Here is a 14,886-nt window from a genome sequence, read left to right on the forward strand (position 1 = left end):
GTGCCGGGCCGGCGCCGGTGTGCTGCCGTACGGGCCGCGGGCGGCGCGTACGCCGTACGGCCGGTCCGTCAGCCGCGCTGCTGCGGGGCCTGACGCGGCTGCTCGGCGGCCAGTGCCTGCGGGGTGACGTCCTGGTAGAGGTCGTCGGCCACCCGGCCCAGGACGTCGCTCTCGCGCGCCCGGCGCTCCCGCTCCGCCTTCGCCTCCTCCTCGGCCTTCTCCTTGGCCTCCATCTCGGCGAAGACGTCGATCGGGGCCGGCGCCTTGGCCAGGAACAGCCAGGTGAGCCAGACGGCCAGCAGGAACGGCGGGATCTTCAGCGCGATCAGTATCCAGCCCAGGTGCGTGGTGTCCGCCCACCAGTACAGCGGGAAGAGGATCGCGCACTTGGCGAGCAGGATCGCGCCCCAGGCGTAGCTGGCCTTGGCGTACGCCTTCTTGCGGCCCGGGTTGCGGGTGCGCCAGGAGAGGTTCTCCTTGAAGACCGGCCCCAGGATCAGGCCGATCAGCGGCGCGCCGGCCAGCGTGGTGACGATGTAGGCGACGCCCAGGCCCAGCGTGTAGAGCATGCCGGGCAGGTAGAAGTCCTTGGCGTTGCCGGTCATCATCGCGAAGACCACGCCGAAGGCCACCCCGAAGACACCCCCGAAGGCGTGCTTGACGGTGTCCTTGCGCACCAGGCGGGCGGCGGCCAGCACCAGCGAGACCGCCAGCGCGGCGATCGCGGAGACGTGCAGGTCCTTGTTGACCGTGTAGATCGTGACGAACAGCAGGCCGGGCAGCACGGTCTCGACCATGCCGCGCACGCCGCCGAAGGCCTCGAACAGGGCGGCCTCGGTCACGGCTCTGCCGTCCGCGGCGGCGTCCTGCTCGTGGACCGGCTCGCCGGCCGGTCCGGTGGTTCGGGTCGGTCGGTCGTCAGACGTCACCGGCTACTCCTGTCCGAGTGGTCGGAGTTCGTATTTCGGATTGAACAGCACCCGGCGGCCGTGGCTCATGGAGATCCGGCCCGAGGCGATGAGCTTGCGGCCCGGCTCTATGCCGGTGATGGCACGGCGGCCGAGCCAGACCACGTCCAGTGCGGCGGAGCCGTCGAACAGCTCCGCCTCCAGGGCGGGCACACCGGCGCGCGGCCGCAGCGTCACATGCCGCAGGGTGCCGGTGACCTTGACTATCTGGCGGTCGTCGCAGTCGCAGATGCGGGTGCAGCCCGTGTCCTGCGCGTCCTGCTGCAGCTCGGCGGACTCCAGCTCCTCCTCGGAGGAGGACAGCCTGTCGAGCATCCGGCGGAAACGGCCTGCCGGCTTCTCGGATCGGGTCCCAGCACTCATGAGGCCAGCGTACCGGTGCGCGGGGCCGGGGATCACGGCCCCGGAGCGGGCCGCGGGGCCGGTGGTCCCGGGTCCGCCGTCACTGCTCGAAGCGGTAGCCCATGCCGGGCTCGGTGACGAAGTGCCGGGGGTGCGAGGGGTCGCTCTCCAGTTTCCGGCGCAGCTGTGCCATGTAGACCCGCAGGTAGTTGGTCTCGGTGCCGTACGAGGGCCCCCAGACCTCCTGGAGGAGCTGCTTCTGGCTGACGAGACGGCCCGTATTGCGGACCAGGACTTCCAGCAGATGCCACTCGGTCGGCGTAAGGCGCACGTCCCGGCCGTCGCGGTTGACCTTCTTCGCGGCGAGGTCGACGGTGAACCCGTCGGTCTCCACGATCACCGCGTCCTCGGCGGGCCCGGTCGGCTCCGCGCGGCGCACCGCGGCCCGCAGCCGGGCCAGCAGCTCGTCCATCCCGAAGGGCTTGGTGACGTAGTCGTCCGCCCCCGCGTCCAGCGCCTCGACCTTCTCGTCCGAGGTCTGCCGGGCGGAGAGCACCAGGATCGGCACCCGCGTCCAGCCGCGCAGCCCCTTGATCACCTCCACGCCGTCCATGTCGGGCAGCCCGAGGTCCAGGACGATGACGTCGGGGTGGCGGGCGGCGGCCAGCTTGAGGGCGGTGGCCCCGTCGGGGGCGGCGTCGACCTCGTACTTGCGCGCCTTCAGGTTGATCACGAGGGCCCGTACGATCTGCGGCTCGTCATCGACCACAAGCACCCGGTTCACTGTCGTTCTCCTCGTGGTGGGGAAACCCGCCGGGCCGCGCCCGCGGGGTGTCGGCTGGACGGCGGCTCCAGGGGGCCGGGAGGCGCCTTGCGCGGGGCCGCCGCGGGGCGCGCGCTCACGTCGTCGCCTGGGCGGGGAGGTCGGGCCGCACCGGCGGCCCGCCGGGCGCGGCCCGCAGCGTGAGGACCATGGTCATGCCGCCGCCGGGGGTGTCCTCGGCGGCGAGGGTGCCGCCCATCGCCTCCGCGAAGCCGCGGGCGACGGCCAGGCCCAGGCCCACGCCCGCGCCGCGCGGGGCGTCCCCGTACCGCTGGAAGGGCTCGAAGATGCGGTCCTTGGCGCTGTCCGGCACGCCGGGGCCGCGGTCGGCGATGCGCAGCTCGACGCGGGCGCCGAGGGCGCTGGCGGAGACGAGCACGCGCTCGCCCTCCGGGCTGTACTTGACGCCGTTCTCGACGAGGTTGGCGACGGAGCGCTCCAGCAGGCCCGGGTCGACGGCGACGATCGGGAGCTCCTCGGGAATGTCGAGGGTGACGCTGCCTTCGGGGACGCCGCCGAGCGCCATCGGCACCACCTCGTCCAGGTCGATCTCGCGGATCAGCGGGGTGACCGTGCCGGTCTGCAGGCGGGACATGTCCAGCAGGTTGCCCACCAGGTGGTCCAGCCGGTCGGCGCCCGCCTCGATGCCTTCCAGCAGCTCCGCCTCGTCCTCCTCGGACCAGGCGACGTCGTCGGAGCGCAGCGAGGTCACCGACGCCTTGATGCTCGCCAGGGGGGTGCGCAGGTCGTGGCTGACGGCGGCCAGCAGCGCCGTACGGATGCGGTTGCCCTCGGCCAGCTCACGGGCCCGCTCCGCCTCGCCGACCAGCCGCTGGCGGTCCAGGACGACGGCGGCCTGCGCGGCGAACGCGGCGAGCACTCGGCGGTCCTCGGCGGGCAGCACCCGGCCGGTCAGCGCCAGCGCCATGTGGTCGCCCACCGGCATGTCCACATCCGCGTCCTCGGGCCGCTGCAACGGCCTGGCCTGCGGATCGCCGTCCCCGGTGCCGCCGACGCGCCCCGCGCAGGTCCACGGCTCGACGTCGCCGGCCCGCTCCAGCAGCGCGACCGAGTCCATACCGAAGGTCTCCCGCACCCGTTCCAGCAGCGCGTCCAGCGTCGTCTCGCCGCGCAGCACGCTGCCCGCCAGGAAGGAGAGGATCTCCGACTCGGCGCGCAGCCGCGCCGCCTGGTGGGTGCGGCGGGCGGCCAGGTCGACGACGGAGGCCACCGAGACGCCGACCGCGAAGAAGATCAGGATGGCGACGATGTTCTTGGGGTCGGCGATGGTGATCGAGTGGGTGGGCGGGGTGAAGTAGAAGTTCAGGAGTATCGAGCCGACGGCGGCCGCGGCGAGCGCCGGCAGCAGCCCGCCGAGCAGCGCGGCGGCGACGGTCAGGAAGAGGAAGAGCAGGACGTCGTTGGCCAGCCCGGGGCCGTTGTCGAGCGCGGTGAGCAGCAGCGACAGCAGGACGGGCGCGACGGCGCCGAGCAGCCAGCCGGCGATGATCCGGGCCCGCCCGAGCCGGGCGCCGCGCGCGACGGGCAGGCCGCGCCCCTTGGCGACCTCGTCGTGCGTGACGATGTGGACGTCGAGGTCGGGGCCGGACTCGCGGGCGACGGTGGCGCCGACGCCCGGCCCGAAGATGTACTGCCACGTCTTGCGGCGGCTGGAGCCCAGCACGATCTGTGTGGCGTTGACGCCGCGCGCGAACTCCAGCAGCGCGCTCGGTATGTCGTCGCCTATGACGTGGTGAAACGTCCCGCCGAGGTCCTCGACCAGCGTGCGCTGCACGGCGAGTTCCTTGGGCGAGGCGGAGGTCAGCCCGTCGCTGCGCGCTATGTAGACGGCCAGCACCTCGCTGCCCGACCCCTTGGCGGCCATCCGGGAGGCGCGGCGGATGAGCGTCCGCCCCTCGGGACCGCCGGTGAGGCCGACGACGATGCGTTCGCGGCCCGCCCAGATCGTGGAGACGCTGTGTTCGGTGCGGTACTGCTGGAGGTATTCGTCGACCCGGTCGGCGACCCACAGCAGCGCCAGCTCCCGCAGGGCGGTCAGGTTGCCGGGCCGGAAGTAGTTCGAGAGGGCGGCGTCCACCTTGTCGGGCTTGTAGATGTTGCCGTGCGCCATCCGGCGCCGGATCGCCTGGGGCGACATGTCGACCAGCTCGATCTGGTCGGCCCGGCGCACGATCTCGTCCGGCACGGTCTCGCGCTGCCGCACGCCGGTTATCGACTCGACGACGTCACCCAGCGATTCGAGGTGCTGGATGTTGACCGTCGAGATCACGTCGATCCCGGCTTCCAGCAGCTCCTCGACGTCCTGCCAGCGCTTGGTGTTGCGGGAGCCGGGCACGTTCGTGTGCGCGAGTTCGTCGACGAGCGCGACGGCCGGCTCGCGGCGCAGCACCGCGTCCACGTCCATCTCGGTGAAGGCCGAGCCCCGGTACTCCAGCTCCACGCGCCCGATCTGCTCCAGGCCGTGCAGCATGACCTCCGTACGGGGCCGGTCGTGGTGCTCGACGAACGCCACCACGACGTCCGTGCCGCGCTCCACCCTGCGGTGCGCCTCGGACAGCATCGAGTACGTCTTGCCGACGCCCGGTGCAGCGCCGAGATAGATCCGTAGCTTGCCGCGTGCCATGGCCCCATTGTCTTACGTGAAGGCCGCCCCCACCGGGCTGAGCCTGCTGCGACCCTACAGACCGCGCATCCCCACAAAAGGTGCAGGTGGCGGCTTCGCCCCAGGTCTTGACGCGACTCTGATACGGGGCGGCCGCACCGCCCGCCGGGCCCGCGCCGCCCCCGCCGGGCCCCGGGAAACCGGCTCGACCTCCCCCGCCGCCGCGACGACGATGGCAGTCATGACCGACGCGCACACCCGTCCCGTACGCCCCCGTCCCGACGGCCCCCGTCTCGTACACACCGCGGAACTGGACGCACCCGCCCGCGCCGCGGCCAGGGCCCTCCTCCACGACGTCTTCGAAGGCGACCTGTCCGAGGAGGACTGGGACCACGCGCTGGGCGGCGTGCACGCCCTGGTGTGGGAGGGCGGCGAGCTGATCGGCCACGCCTCCGTCGTACAGCGCCTGATGCTGCATGCGGGACGGCCCCTGCGCTGCGGCTACGTGGAGGCCGTGGGTGTCCGTGCCGACCGGCGCGGACGGGGGCACGGCGCCGCCATGATGACGGCCCTGGAGCGGGTCGTACGCGACGCCTACGACCTGGGCGCCCTCAGCGCCTCCGCCGGCGCCGCCGCCTTCTACGCCGCCCGCGGCTGGCAGCTCTGGCAGGGCCCGACCGCCGTCCTCGCCCCGGCCGGCTTGCGGCTCACCCCTGAGGAGGACGGCGCCGTCCACGTCCTCCCGGGGGCCGTCCCACTGGACCTCACGGGGCAGCTGGCCTGCGACTGGCGGAGCGGGGACGTCTGGTGACGGCGGCTCCGCGCGGGGCCCGGGGATGTCCGTAGGGAAGTACGCGCCCTGGACACGGCGAACGGCCCGCCCGTGACATACGGGCGGGCCTGTTGCCCGGGAGACCGGGCCGGTGGCAGCGTCGGCTCCGCGGCCGCCGCGGTCCCTGCGATCACTCCGGTTCCCCGGGTTATCCGGCCAGCTCCCGCAGCCCCATGTTCAGCTTCAGGACATTGACCCTGGGCTCCCCCATGAACCCCAGGACCCGCCCCTGGGTGGTGTCCTCCACCAGGCGTTCCACCTTCGCGCGGTCCAGGCGGTTCTCCTTCGCCACCCGGCCGACCTGGAGTTTCGCGTACGCCGGGGAGATGTCCGGGTCGAGGCCCGAGCCGGAGGAGGTGACGGCGTCGGCGGGGACCTCGGACTCGGGGACGCCGTAGGTCCCGGCGACCCACTTCTTGCGTTCCGCGACCGCGGCGATCAGGTCGGTGTTGGTGGCGCCCTGGTTGGTGGCGCCGGAGACCTGGAGGTCGTACTGGGTGTTGACGCCGTTGGTCCGGTTGCTGCCCAGGCCCGCGGACGGGCGCGGCTGGAAGTACCGCAGGTCCGGAATCGGGTCGCCCTTCTTGTCCTGGCCCTTGTCGTAGCGCTGGCCGAGGAGTTCGGAGCCGACGACCTTGCCGTTCTGCGTCACTTCGGAGCCGTTGGCCCGGTCGTGGAAGGCGGCCTGGGCGACGCCGGTGACCACCAGCGGGTAGAGCACGCCGCAGATCACGGTCAGGACGAGCAGGGCGCGCAGCCCGGCGCCGAGGAGGCGGGCGCTGTTGCGTACCGAGTTGTTCATGAGGGTCACCCGATCCCGGGGATCAGCGAGATGAGCAGGTCGATGAGCTTGATGCCGACGAACGGGGCGATCAGGCCGCCCAGTCCGTAGATGCCGAGGTTGCGCCGGAGCATCCGGTCCGCGCTCACCGGGCGGTATCGCACGCCCTTGAGGGCCAGCGGGACCAGCGCCACGATGATCAGCGCGTTGAAGATGATCGCGGACAGGATCGCGGTCTGCGAGCTGTGCAGCCGCATGATGTTGAGGGTGTCCAGGCCCGGGTAGGCCACCGCGAACATCGCCGGAATGATCGCGAAGTACTTCGCGACGTCGTTGGCGATCGAGAAGGTGGTCAGCGCGCCCCGGGTGATCAGCAGCTGCTTGCCGATCTCGACGATCTCGATGAGCTTGGTCGGGTTGGAGTCCAGGTCGACCATGTTCCCGGCCTCCTTGGCGGCGGAGGTGCCGGTGTTCATGGCGACGCCCACGTCCGCCTGGGCCAGGGCCGGCGCGTCGTTGGTGCCGTCGCCGGTCATCGCGACCAGCTTGCCGCCCGCCTGCTCCCGCTTGATCAGCGCCATCTTGTCCTCGGGCGTGGCCTCCGCGAGGAAGTCGTCGACGCCCGCCTCGTCGGCGATGGCCTTGGCCGTCAGCGGGTTGTCACCCGTGATCATGACGGTCTTGATGCCCATCTTGCGCAGCTCGACGAAGCGTTCGCGCATGCCGTCCTTGACGACGTCCTTGAGGTGGATGACGCCGAGGACGCGGGCGCCGCGCCCGTCCTCCAGGGCGACCAGCAGCGGGGTGCCGCCGGCCTCGGAGATGCCGCCCGCGAGCCGGTCGGCGTCGTCGGGGACGGTGCCGCCCTGCTCCCGTACCCAGGCGATGACCGAACCGGTCGCGCCCTTGCGGACCTTGCGTACGGTGCCGTGCTCGGTCACGTCCACGCCCGACATCCGGGTCTGGGCGGTGAAGGGCACCCACTCGGCGTCGGTCAGCTCGCCCTGGTGGCGTTCGCGCAGGCCGTACTTCTCCTTGGCCAGGACGACGATCGAGCGGCCCTCGGGCGTCTCGTCGGCGAGCGAGGACAGCTGCGCCGCGTCGGCGACCTCGGCCTCGGTCACGCCCTTGACGGGGACGAACTCGGCGGCCTGGCGGTTGCCGAGGGTGATGGTGCCGGTCTTGTCGAGCAGCAGCGTGGAGACGTCGCCGGCGGCCTCGACCGCGCGCCCGGACATCGCCAGCACGTTGCGCTGGACCAGGCGGTCCATGCCCGCGATGCCGATGGCCGACAGCAGCGCGCCGATCGTCGTCGGGATGAGGCAGACCAGCAGCGCCAGCAGCACGATCATGGGCTGTTCGGCGCCCGCGTACACCGCGAACGGCTGGAGGGTCACCACGGCCAGCAGGAAGACGACGGTCAGCGAGGCGAGCAGGATGTTCAGCGCGATCTCGTTGGGCGTCTTCTGCCGGGCGGCGCCCTCGACGAGGTTGATCATCCGGTCGATGAAGGTCTCGCCGGGCTTGGTGGTGATCTTGATGACGATGCGGTCGGAGAGCACCTTCGTACCGCCGGTGACCGCGGACCGGTCACCGCCGGACTCGCGGATGACCGGCGCCGACTCGCCCGTGATGGCGGACTCGTCGACCGACGCGACGCCTTCGACGACATCGCCGTCACCGGGGATGATGTCGCCCGCCTCGCAGACGACGAGGTCGCCGACGCGCAGCGCGGTGCCGGGGACGCTGGTCTCCGCGGCGCCCTCCAGGCGCCGCGCGACGGTGTCGGTCTTGGCCTTGCGCAGCGTGTCCGCCTGCGCCTTGCCGCGGCCCTCGGCCACCGCCTCCGCCAGGTTGGCGAAGATCACGGTGAGCCAGAGCCAGACGGCGATGGCCCAGCCGAACCAGTCCGAGGGGGACGTGGCGGCGAAGACCGTGGTCAGTACCGAACCGACCTCGACCACGAACATCACCGGGGACTTGACCATCACCCGGGGGTCCAGCTTGCGCACCGCGTCCGGCAGCGACTTCACGAGCTGCCCGGGGTCGAAGAGACCGCCGCCGACACGGCCGTCGCCGTCCGGCCTGGGCCCGCCGGGCACGTCCTGGTGCGGCGCGCGGGTCGGTGTTGCGGTGGACATGGAGCGGCGCTCCTCGTGCTGTATGTCGTTTACGTCGGTGGTCATGACAGCCCCTCCGCGATCGGGCCGAGGGCCAGCGCCGGGAAGTACGTCAGACCGGTGATGATCAGGATCGTGCCGACCAGCAGGCCCGCGAAGAGCGGCTTCTCGGTGCGCAGCGTGCCCGCCGTCTCCGGGACCGGTTTCTGCTCGGCGAGCGAGCCGGCCAGCGCCAGGACGAACACCATCGGCAGGAAGCGGCCGAGCAGCATCGCCAGTCCGATCGTGGTGTTGTACCAGGGGGTGTTGGCGTTCAGGCCGCCGAAGGCCGAGCCGTTGTTGTTGGCGCCGGAGGTGAACGCGTACAGCACCTCGGAGAAGCCGTGCGGCCCGGCGCCGAGCGCCTTGGTGTTGAGCATCGAGCCCAGCGCGTCCGGCAGCACCATCGAGGCGGCGGTGAAGCCGAGGACGAGCGTCGGGGTGATGAGGATGTAGCAGGCCGCGAGCTTGATCTCGCGGGTGCCGATCTTCTTGCCCAGGTACTCGGGGGTGCGGCCCACCATCAGGCCCGCGATGAACACCGCGATCACGGCCATCACGAGCATGCCGTACAGGCCGGAGCCGACGCCGCCGGGCGCGATCTCGCCGAGCATCATGCCGAGCAGCTGGATGCCGCCGCCGAAGGCCGTGAAGGAGTCGTGGAAGGCGTCCACGGCGCCGGTCGAGGTGAGGGTCGTGGCGACCGAGAAGATCGACGAGCCGCCGATGCCGAAGCGGTTCTCCTTGCCCTCCATCGCCGCGCCGGCCGCCTGGAGCGCCGGGCCGCCGTGCGCGAACTCGGTCCACATCATCAGGGCCGTGAAGCCGAGCCAGATGACGCCCATCGTGGCGAGGATCGCGTAGCCCTGCCGCACGTTGCCGACGAGCCGGCCGAAGGTACGGGTCAGCGCGAGCGGGATGACCAGGATGAGGAAGACCTCGAAGAGGTTGGTGAAGCCGTTCGGGTTCTCGAAGGGGTGGGCCGAGTTGGCGTTGAAGTAACCACCACCGTTGGTGCCCAGCTCCTTGATGACCTCCTGGGACGCGACCGCGCCGCCGTTGGTCTGCTGGGTGCCGCCCAGGAACTGTCCGACCCCGTGGATGCCGGAGAAGTTCTGGATCGCGCCGCACGCGACGAGGACGAGGGCGCCCACGACGGCGATCGGCATCAGGATGCGCACGGTGCCGCGCACCAGGTCCGCCCAGAAGTTGCCCAGGTCACCGGTACGGGTCCGGGAGAAGCCGCGTACGAGGGCGATCGCGACGGCCATGCCGGTCGCGGCCGAGACGAAGTTCTGCACCGCCAGGCCGGCCGTCTGCACGACGTGGCCCATGGCCTGTTCACCGCTGTACGACTGCCAGTTGGTGTTCGCGACGAAGGACGCGGCGGTGTTGAACGCCTGGTCCGGGCTGATCGACGCGAAGCCCAGCGAGAGCGGCAGAGCGCCCTGGAGGCGCTGGAGCAGGTAGAGGAAGAGCACGCCGGCCACGGAGAAGGCGAGGACGCCGCGCAGATACGCGGGCCAGCGCATCTGGGTGTCCGGGTCGGCGCCGATGCAGCGGTAGATCACCTTCTCGACGCGCAGGTGCTTGCGCGAGCTGTACATGGCGGCCATGTGGTCGCCGAGGGGACGGTACGCCAGGGCGAGCGCCGCGACGAGCGCGGTGAGCTGGAGCACGCCGGCCAGGATGGGGCTCATCAGGACGCTCAGAACCTCTCCGGGAAGACGAGGGCGAGGACCAGGTAGCCGAGCAGGGCGACGGCGACGATCAGTCCGACGACGTTCTCGACGGTCACAGCTTCGTCACCCCCTTGGCGACGAGAGCCACCAGCGCGAAGACCGCGAGCGTGGTGACGACGAAGGCCACGTCGGCCATCGTGTGCTCCTAGTGGGTTCGGTTGAACGGACACCTAGAGCAAACCGCCAACATGACCATTTTCGACCACTGTTGACGCCTCCCTTACGGCCATTAGCACCCCCTTGACGACTCTCATACGCTCCGCGCCCTGACCTGCGAAAACACCGATGGGCCGCACTCCTCGAAAGGGAGTACGACCCATCGGCGGCGTAGATTTCCGGCCGTGCCGGTGCCGGTGCCGGTGCCGCAAAACCACTTCGCCCCGTGACCGACGAGGTCACGGGGCGAAGTGCGCGGGCGTCGGCCGACGCGGGCGCGTCAGCGGATTTCGGTGATCTCCGGGCCGCGTTCCAGGCGTTCCACGCCGCCGCCGAAGCGGGAGGTCTCCGCGGACTCCTGCTGGACGCCGTCGGGGACCATCTGGGCGTCCTCGGGGAGCTTGAGGACGATCGGGTCGCGGGGGGCCATGGGGGCCTCGCCGCGGATGACCACGGTGTCCTTGAAGATGTGCTCCAGGATGCCGGCGGCCTCGGGCTGGACCGCGCCCTGGCCGGAGATGACGCCGCGCAGGAACCAGCGCGGGCCGTCGACGCCGACGAAGCGCACCACCTGGACGCCGTTGGTGCCGTCCGGGAGCTGTACGGGGACCTGGGCGCGCAGTTCCCAGCCAAGAGGGCCCTCGACCTCGTCGATGACGCCGCCCTGCTGGGTGATCCCGACGCCGATCTCCTCGCGGACCTCGCCCCAGATGCCCTCCTTCTTGGGGGCGGCGAACGCCTGGAGCTGTACGGCGCTGTCCTGGAGGACCACGGTCGCCGCGACGATCGCGTCACCGGCGACCTCCACGCGCAGTTCCATGCCCTCGACGCCGGGCACGAACATGCCGCCCAGGTCCACCCGCCCCTCGGCGGGGTCCGTGACCTCGGAGAGGTCCCAGGGGCCGTCGGGCCGCGGGGCCGGGGGCAGGTTCACCCGCCGCTCCTCCTCGTCGGGCCCGGCAGCCTCGTCCGCGGAGGTTGCGTCCGAGGCCGCCTCGTCGGCGGCTTCCACTGCCGACTCCGCGGGAGCCTCGTTCTTCTTGCGACGTCCGAACACGTCACTGTCCTTCCCGGTCGGCACCGACCGATGCGTATCCATTCCCACCCGTGGAGCCGTCCACCGCCGCATGACCGCCGGTGGAACCGAATCCCCCCTCGGCCCGCGCCGAGCCGGGAAGTTCCGCCACCTCGTGGAAGCGCACCTTCTCGACCTGCTGGACGACCAGTTGGGCGATCCGGTCGAACCTTGCGAACCGCACGCTCTCGCGCGGGTCCAGATTGACCACGATCACCTTGATTTCCCCACGGTACCCGGCATCCACCGTCCCGGGGGCATTCACGAGCGCCAGTCCGCACCGGGCGGCCAGGCCCGAGCGGGGGTGCACGAACGCCGCGTACCCGTCGGGCAGCGCGATGGACACTCCGGTGGGCAGCACCGCGCGCTCCCCCGGCGCGAGCTCCGCCGCCTCGGTGGTCACCAGGTCGGCGCCCGCGTCACCGGGGTGGCCATAGGCGGGCAGCGGCACCTCCGGGTCCAGACGCCGGATCAGCACATCCACCGGATTGCGTACCTGACTCACGGGTTCACCTCAAAAGCACGAGCTCGTCTGACCTGGTCGGGATCGGCCATGGCGGCCTGGATCTCGGCCGGCCTTCCGTTGTCGATGAAGTGGTCGACCTTCACCTCGACGAACACGGCGTCGGCGCGCACCGCGACCGGGCCGTCGGGGCCGCCGATGCGGCCCACCGCCGTCGAGTAGATCTTCCGGCGGTGGACGGCGGTTATCTCCGCGTCCAGGTGCAGCACCGTGCCGACCGGTACGGGCCGCAGGAAGTCGGTCTCCAGACGGCCGGTCACCGCGATCACCCGCAGCAGCCAGTTCAGCGAACCCAGCGTCTCGTCCAGGGCGGTGGCCAGCACGCCGCCGTGCGCGAGGCCGGGGGCGCCCTGGTGGGCCTCCTTGACCGTGAACTCCGCGGTCACCCGCACCCCCTCCTCGGCGCGGGCCTGCAGCTGCAGCCCGTGGGACTGCGCCGCTCCGCAGCCGAAGCAGTGGTCGTAGTGCGCGCCGAGGAGTTCGCCGGGCGCGGGGGCGTCGGGGTGCCGCACCGGGGCGACGGCGTCGGCCGGTGGCGTCGGCCGCGTCGGGGCCTTGTCGGTTCCACTCACGAGTGCAGACCCTACCCGCGCGCGTAACCGGCCCGCGCCGCCGTGCCAAGCTGGGGCCATGCAGTCGTACGAAGAACGCCTCACCGCGCCCCGCTCCTGGTGGGTGATCGCCGGTCTGATCGGCGTGGCCTGCGCCCTGATGCTGCTCCCGCTCGGGACGCTGCCGATGCTCGGCGGACTGATCGGCGGCGCGGCGCTGTCCGCGGTCGCGGTCAGCTCGTACGGCTCCGTGCGCATCCGCGTCGTGGGCGACTCGCTGATCGCGGGCGACGCCCGGATTCCGGTCGCGGCGCTGGGCGAGGCACGGCCGCTGGACGCCGAGGAGGCGGTGGCGTGGCGTACGCACAAGGCCGACACCCGCGCCTTCATGCTGCTGCGCAGCTACATCCGCACCGCCGTGCGGGTGGAGATCACGGACCCGTCGGACCCGACTCCGTACGCGTACCTCTCGACCCGCGATCCGGAGGCCCTGGTGGCCGCGCTGGCGGCCGTGCGGGCCTGAACCGTCCACGAGGGAGGCGGCGGGGCGGACGGGGCGCCGTCGGGCGGCACAGCGGCCTTCCCGGGGGTGCGCGGCGGGAGCGCGGCGAGGCCGGAACGGTTCAGCGGGCCTTCACTGGCCGCTCGCCGGCGGCAGCTCCGTCGCTCCGGTGTCCGGCAGGGCCGTCGCCCCGGTGTCCGGGAGGGCGTCCCACGGCACCTGTTTCGCGCGCAGGTCCTTGCGGATCTTGTCCGCGAGTTTCGCGGTGTCCCGGCGGTTCATGAACGCGCCGACGGCGGCGCCGACCATGAACGGCGTCAGGTTCGGCAGATTGCGCAGCGTGCGCTTCATGATCTGCTGGCGCAGTTCGCGCTTCATCTGGCCGCCGAGCGCGGCGTTGACCGTCGTGGGCCGGGTGACGTCGATGCCGCGTTCCTCGGTCCAGGACGTCAGGTAGGCGGTGGCGCGCTGCCTGCCGTTCCCGGCGGGACGCAGGCCGTAGACCTCGTGGAGCTCGGCGATGAGCTTGATCTCCACGGAGGCCACCCCGGCGATCTCGGCCGCCAGCTCGGCCGGCATGGCGGGCGGCACCGGCAGCATCGCCGCCGCGCCCACCCCCGCTCCGACGGTGGCGGTGCCCCGGGTGGCGCCGGTGACCAGCTTGTCGGCCAGTTCCTCGGGGGTCAGGCCGGGGAACTGCCGGCGCAGCGTCGCCAGGTCGCGGACCGGAATGCGCGGGGCGCCCTCGATGATGCGCTCGGCGACGGCCGCCAGGCCCTTGCGGGCGCCCGCGCGGCCCTTTCTGGTGCCGCGGCCCACTGCCGCAGCGAGCGAGGCCGCGCGGCCTCGCTCCTCCAGTGCACCGGTCGTCCGTTCCGTGGGCAGGGCGGTCGGGTCGGCGGGCACGGGCGCGGTTTCGTCGCGTGATCGTGCGCCTGCCGCCGGGCCTTTCTCGCCCTTGCGTCCCTTACGGAACGGGTTCACGCCTGCCACGGCGTAGACCGGTCCTTCAGGCCGCGCAGTCGCGGCAGATCGGCTGGCCGTTCTTGTCCTCCGCGGCCAGCTGGCTGCGGTGGTGGACCAGGAAGCAGCTCATGCACGTGAACTCGTCCTGCTGCTTGGGCAGCACCCGGACGGCCAGTTCCTCGTTGGAAAGGTCGGCGCCGGGCAGCTCCAGGCCCTCGGCCTGCTCGAACTCGTCGACGTCGACGGCCGAGGCGGACTTGTCGTTCCGCCGCGACTTCAGTTCCTCGATGCTGTCCTCGTTGAGGTCGTCATCTGTCTTGCGTGGGGTGTCGTAATCCGTAGCCATGTCGCTCTCCCCCTCTGGGTGTCTGCGGTGTCTCCAGCGCACGTAACGCGTGAGAGGCCGGACTTGTGCCCGACCTGAGGCGGAGATTTTGCCTCACATCAAGGTCTGTTACTCAATCGACACCCAACCGCACCCCTGAAGAGGTGATCGGTTTGGATGGCGATCAGGACCGTACACGGTCCGAATGTCGCACCTCGCGCACGCCATCACGTGTACTTCCCGTGATCAAGGGCCCCGGAAACCCGGATTTTCCCGGCCTTCCGGCGATCATTTCGGTCACGGAGAGTGGATGGCTCGAATTTCGCGCCTGTGAGGGATCACACACAGACGGGCCGTCGGGCGGACCGTAGGAATTCAGCGCAAAGCGAACTTGGCGAAGGATCCATGGCCGCCCGCCGTCACGTCAAGCCGGGGTGGCCGGCGTGCGGAGGGCGACCAAGGGTGCCAAGAGGTCGGGTCCCGGGTCAAAACGGGCGGCCGGGCGGACGGCGTCCCCG

Annotated in this window: 15 protein-coding genes; 2 read left to right on the forward strand and 13 right to left on the reverse strand. The window is 71.5% G+C overall.

The window, feature by feature from the left end:
- Positions 1 to 68 precede the first annotated feature (68 nt).
- The 4 genes from ACFV57_RS39940 to ACFV57_RS39955 form a co-directional block, all read right to left on the reverse strand.
- Complete coding sequence (locus tag ACFV57_RS39940; protein ID WP_385243280.1) at positions 69 to 929, reverse strand: DUF3159 domain-containing protein; 861 nt, start codon at positions 927 to 929, stop codon at positions 69 to 71.
- A gap of 3 nt (positions 930 to 932) precedes the next feature.
- Complete coding sequence (locus ACFV57_RS39945; RefSeq protein ID WP_385243283.1) at positions 933 to 1,331, reverse strand: OB-fold nucleic acid binding domain-containing protein; 399 nt, start codon at positions 1,329 to 1,331, stop codon at positions 933 to 935.
- 79 nt (positions 1,332 to 1,410) lie between these two features.
- Positions 1,411 to 2,094 carry a response regulator gene (locus ACFV57_RS39950; RefSeq protein ID WP_385243286.1) on the reverse strand — a complete coding sequence of 228 codons (684 nt, stop codon included), beginning with the start codon at positions 2,092 to 2,094 and terminating at the stop codon, positions 1,411 to 1,413.
- A gap of 115 nt (positions 2,095 to 2,209) precedes the next feature.
- Positions 2,210 to 4,777, reverse strand: a complete 2,568-nt coding sequence (locus ACFV57_RS39955) for a DUF4118 domain-containing protein (RefSeq protein ID WP_385243289.1) — start codon at positions 4,775 to 4,777, stop codon at positions 2,210 to 2,212.
- A gap of 220 nt (positions 4,778 to 4,997) precedes the next feature.
- Between ACFV57_RS39955 and ACFV57_RS39960 the strand changes: the two genes are divergently transcribed.
- Positions 4,998 to 5,567, forward strand: coding sequence for a GNAT family N-acetyltransferase (locus ACFV57_RS39960; RefSeq protein WP_385243292.1), 570 nt, complete (start codon positions 4,998 to 5,000; stop codon positions 5,565 to 5,567).
- A 169-nt stretch (positions 5,568 to 5,736) separates the two neighbouring features.
- On the opposite strand, the gene kdpC is transcribed toward ACFV57_RS39960, so the two are convergent.
- The 7 genes from kdpC to ACFV57_RS39995 form a co-directional block, all read right to left on the reverse strand.
- Complete coding sequence (gene kdpC / locus ACFV57_RS39965) at positions 5,737 to 6,390, reverse strand: potassium-transporting ATPase subunit KdpC (RefSeq protein ID WP_385243295.1); 654 nt, start codon at positions 6,388 to 6,390, stop codon at positions 5,737 to 5,739.
- A gap of 5 nt (positions 6,391 to 6,395) precedes the next feature.
- Entirely contained in the window at positions 6,396 to 8,555 is a 2,160-nt protein-coding gene (kdpB, locus tag ACFV57_RS39970; protein WP_385243298.1) for a potassium-transporting ATPase subunit KdpB, read from the reverse strand.
- Positions 8,552 to 10,228: a potassium-transporting ATPase subunit KdpA gene (gene kdpA, locus ACFV57_RS39975; protein WP_385243301.1), complete on the reverse strand. Its 1,677-nt coding sequence runs from the start codon at positions 10,226 to 10,228 to the stop codon at positions 8,552 to 8,554. Before kdpA ends, kdpB begins: the two co-directional genes overlap by 4 nt.
- Positions 10,229 to 10,236: 8 nt before the next feature.
- On the reverse strand, positions 10,237 to 10,326 hold the full coding sequence (gene kdpF / locus ACFV57_RS39980; RefSeq protein WP_073760453.1) for a K(+)-transporting ATPase subunit F: 90 nt from the start codon (positions 10,324 to 10,326) through the stop codon (positions 10,237 to 10,239).
- A gap of 380 nt (positions 10,327 to 10,706) precedes the next feature.
- Positions 10,707 to 11,483 (reverse strand): DUF3710 domain-containing protein, encoded by a 777-nt coding sequence (locus ACFV57_RS39985; protein ID WP_385243306.1) that lies wholly within the window; start codon positions 11,481 to 11,483, stop codon positions 10,707 to 10,709.
- Between the two features lies 1 nt (position 11,484).
- Positions 11,485 to 12,006 (reverse strand): dUTP diphosphatase, encoded by a 522-nt coding sequence (gene dut / locus ACFV57_RS39990; RefSeq protein ID WP_385243309.1) that lies wholly within the window; start codon positions 12,004 to 12,006, stop codon positions 11,485 to 11,487.
- The gene (locus ACFV57_RS39995) at positions 12,003 to 12,596 is read right to left on the reverse strand and encodes a PaaI family thioesterase (RefSeq protein ID WP_385243311.1); all 594 of its coding nucleotides are present in this window, start codon (positions 12,594 to 12,596) and stop codon (positions 12,003 to 12,005) included. Before ACFV57_RS39995 ends, dut begins: the two co-directional genes overlap by 4 nt.
- A gap of 58 nt (positions 12,597 to 12,654) precedes the next feature.
- Here ACFV57_RS39995 and ACFV57_RS40000 point away from each other — a divergent pair, with 58 nt between their 5' ends.
- Positions 12,655 to 13,098 carry a DUF3093 domain-containing protein gene (locus ACFV57_RS40000; RefSeq protein ID WP_385243314.1) on the forward strand — a complete coding sequence of 148 codons (444 nt, stop codon included), beginning with the start codon at positions 12,655 to 12,657 and terminating at the stop codon, positions 13,096 to 13,098.
- Positions 13,099 to 13,209: 111 nt separating this feature from the next.
- Here the strand turns inward: ACFV57_RS40000 and ACFV57_RS40005 are convergent, their stop codons facing one another.
- Together ACFV57_RS40005 and ACFV57_RS40010 are read right to left on the reverse strand one after the other, a co-directional pair.
- Positions 13,210 to 14,070 carry a hypothetical protein gene (locus ACFV57_RS40005; RefSeq protein WP_385243317.1) on the reverse strand — a complete coding sequence of 287 codons (861 nt, stop codon included), beginning with the start codon at positions 14,068 to 14,070 and terminating at the stop codon, positions 13,210 to 13,212.
- Between the two features lie 16 nt (positions 14,071 to 14,086).
- Positions 14,087 to 14,389, reverse strand: a complete 303-nt coding sequence (locus tag ACFV57_RS40010) for a DUF4193 domain-containing protein (RefSeq protein WP_003982531.1) — start codon at positions 14,387 to 14,389, stop codon at positions 14,087 to 14,089.
- Positions 14,390 to 14,886: the final 497 nt, after the last annotated feature.

The organism is Streptomyces sp. NPDC059788 (assembly GCF_042732265.1).
GTDB lineage: Bacteria > Actinomycetota > Actinomycetes > Streptomycetales > Streptomycetaceae > Streptomyces.

Bases quoted from the DNA above. Each gene is read 5' to 3' on its own strand.
- ACFV57_RS40000 (WP_385243314.1), top strand. From the start codon at position 12,655: ATGCAGTCGTACGAAGAACGCCTCACCGCGCCCCGCTCCTGGTGGGTG.
- ACFV57_RS40010 (WP_003982531.1), bottom strand. From the start codon at position 14,389: ATGGCTACGGATTACGACACCCCACGCAAGACAGATGACGACCTCAAC.
- ACFV57_RS39945 (WP_385243283.1), bottom strand. From the start codon at position 1,331: ATGAGTGCTGGGACCCGATCCGAGAAGCCGGCAGGCCGTTTCCGCCGG.
- kdpB (WP_385243298.1), bottom strand. From the start codon at position 8,555: ATGACCACCGACGTAAACGACATACAGCACGAGGAGCGCCGCTCCATG.
- kdpA (WP_385243301.1), bottom strand. From the start codon at position 10,228: ATGAGCCCCATCCTGGCCGGCGTGCTCCAGCTCACCGCGCTCGTCGCG.
- ACFV57_RS39955 (WP_385243289.1), bottom strand. From the start codon at position 4,777: ATGGCACGCGGCAAGCTACGGATCTATCTCGGCGCTGCACCGGGCGTC.
- ACFV57_RS39960 (WP_385243292.1), top strand. From the start codon at position 4,998: ATGACCGACGCGCACACCCGTCCCGTACGCCCCCGTCCCGACGGCCCC.
- kdpC (WP_385243295.1), bottom strand. From the start codon at position 6,390: ATGAACAACTCGGTACGCAACAGCGCCCGCCTCCTCGGCGCCGGGCTG.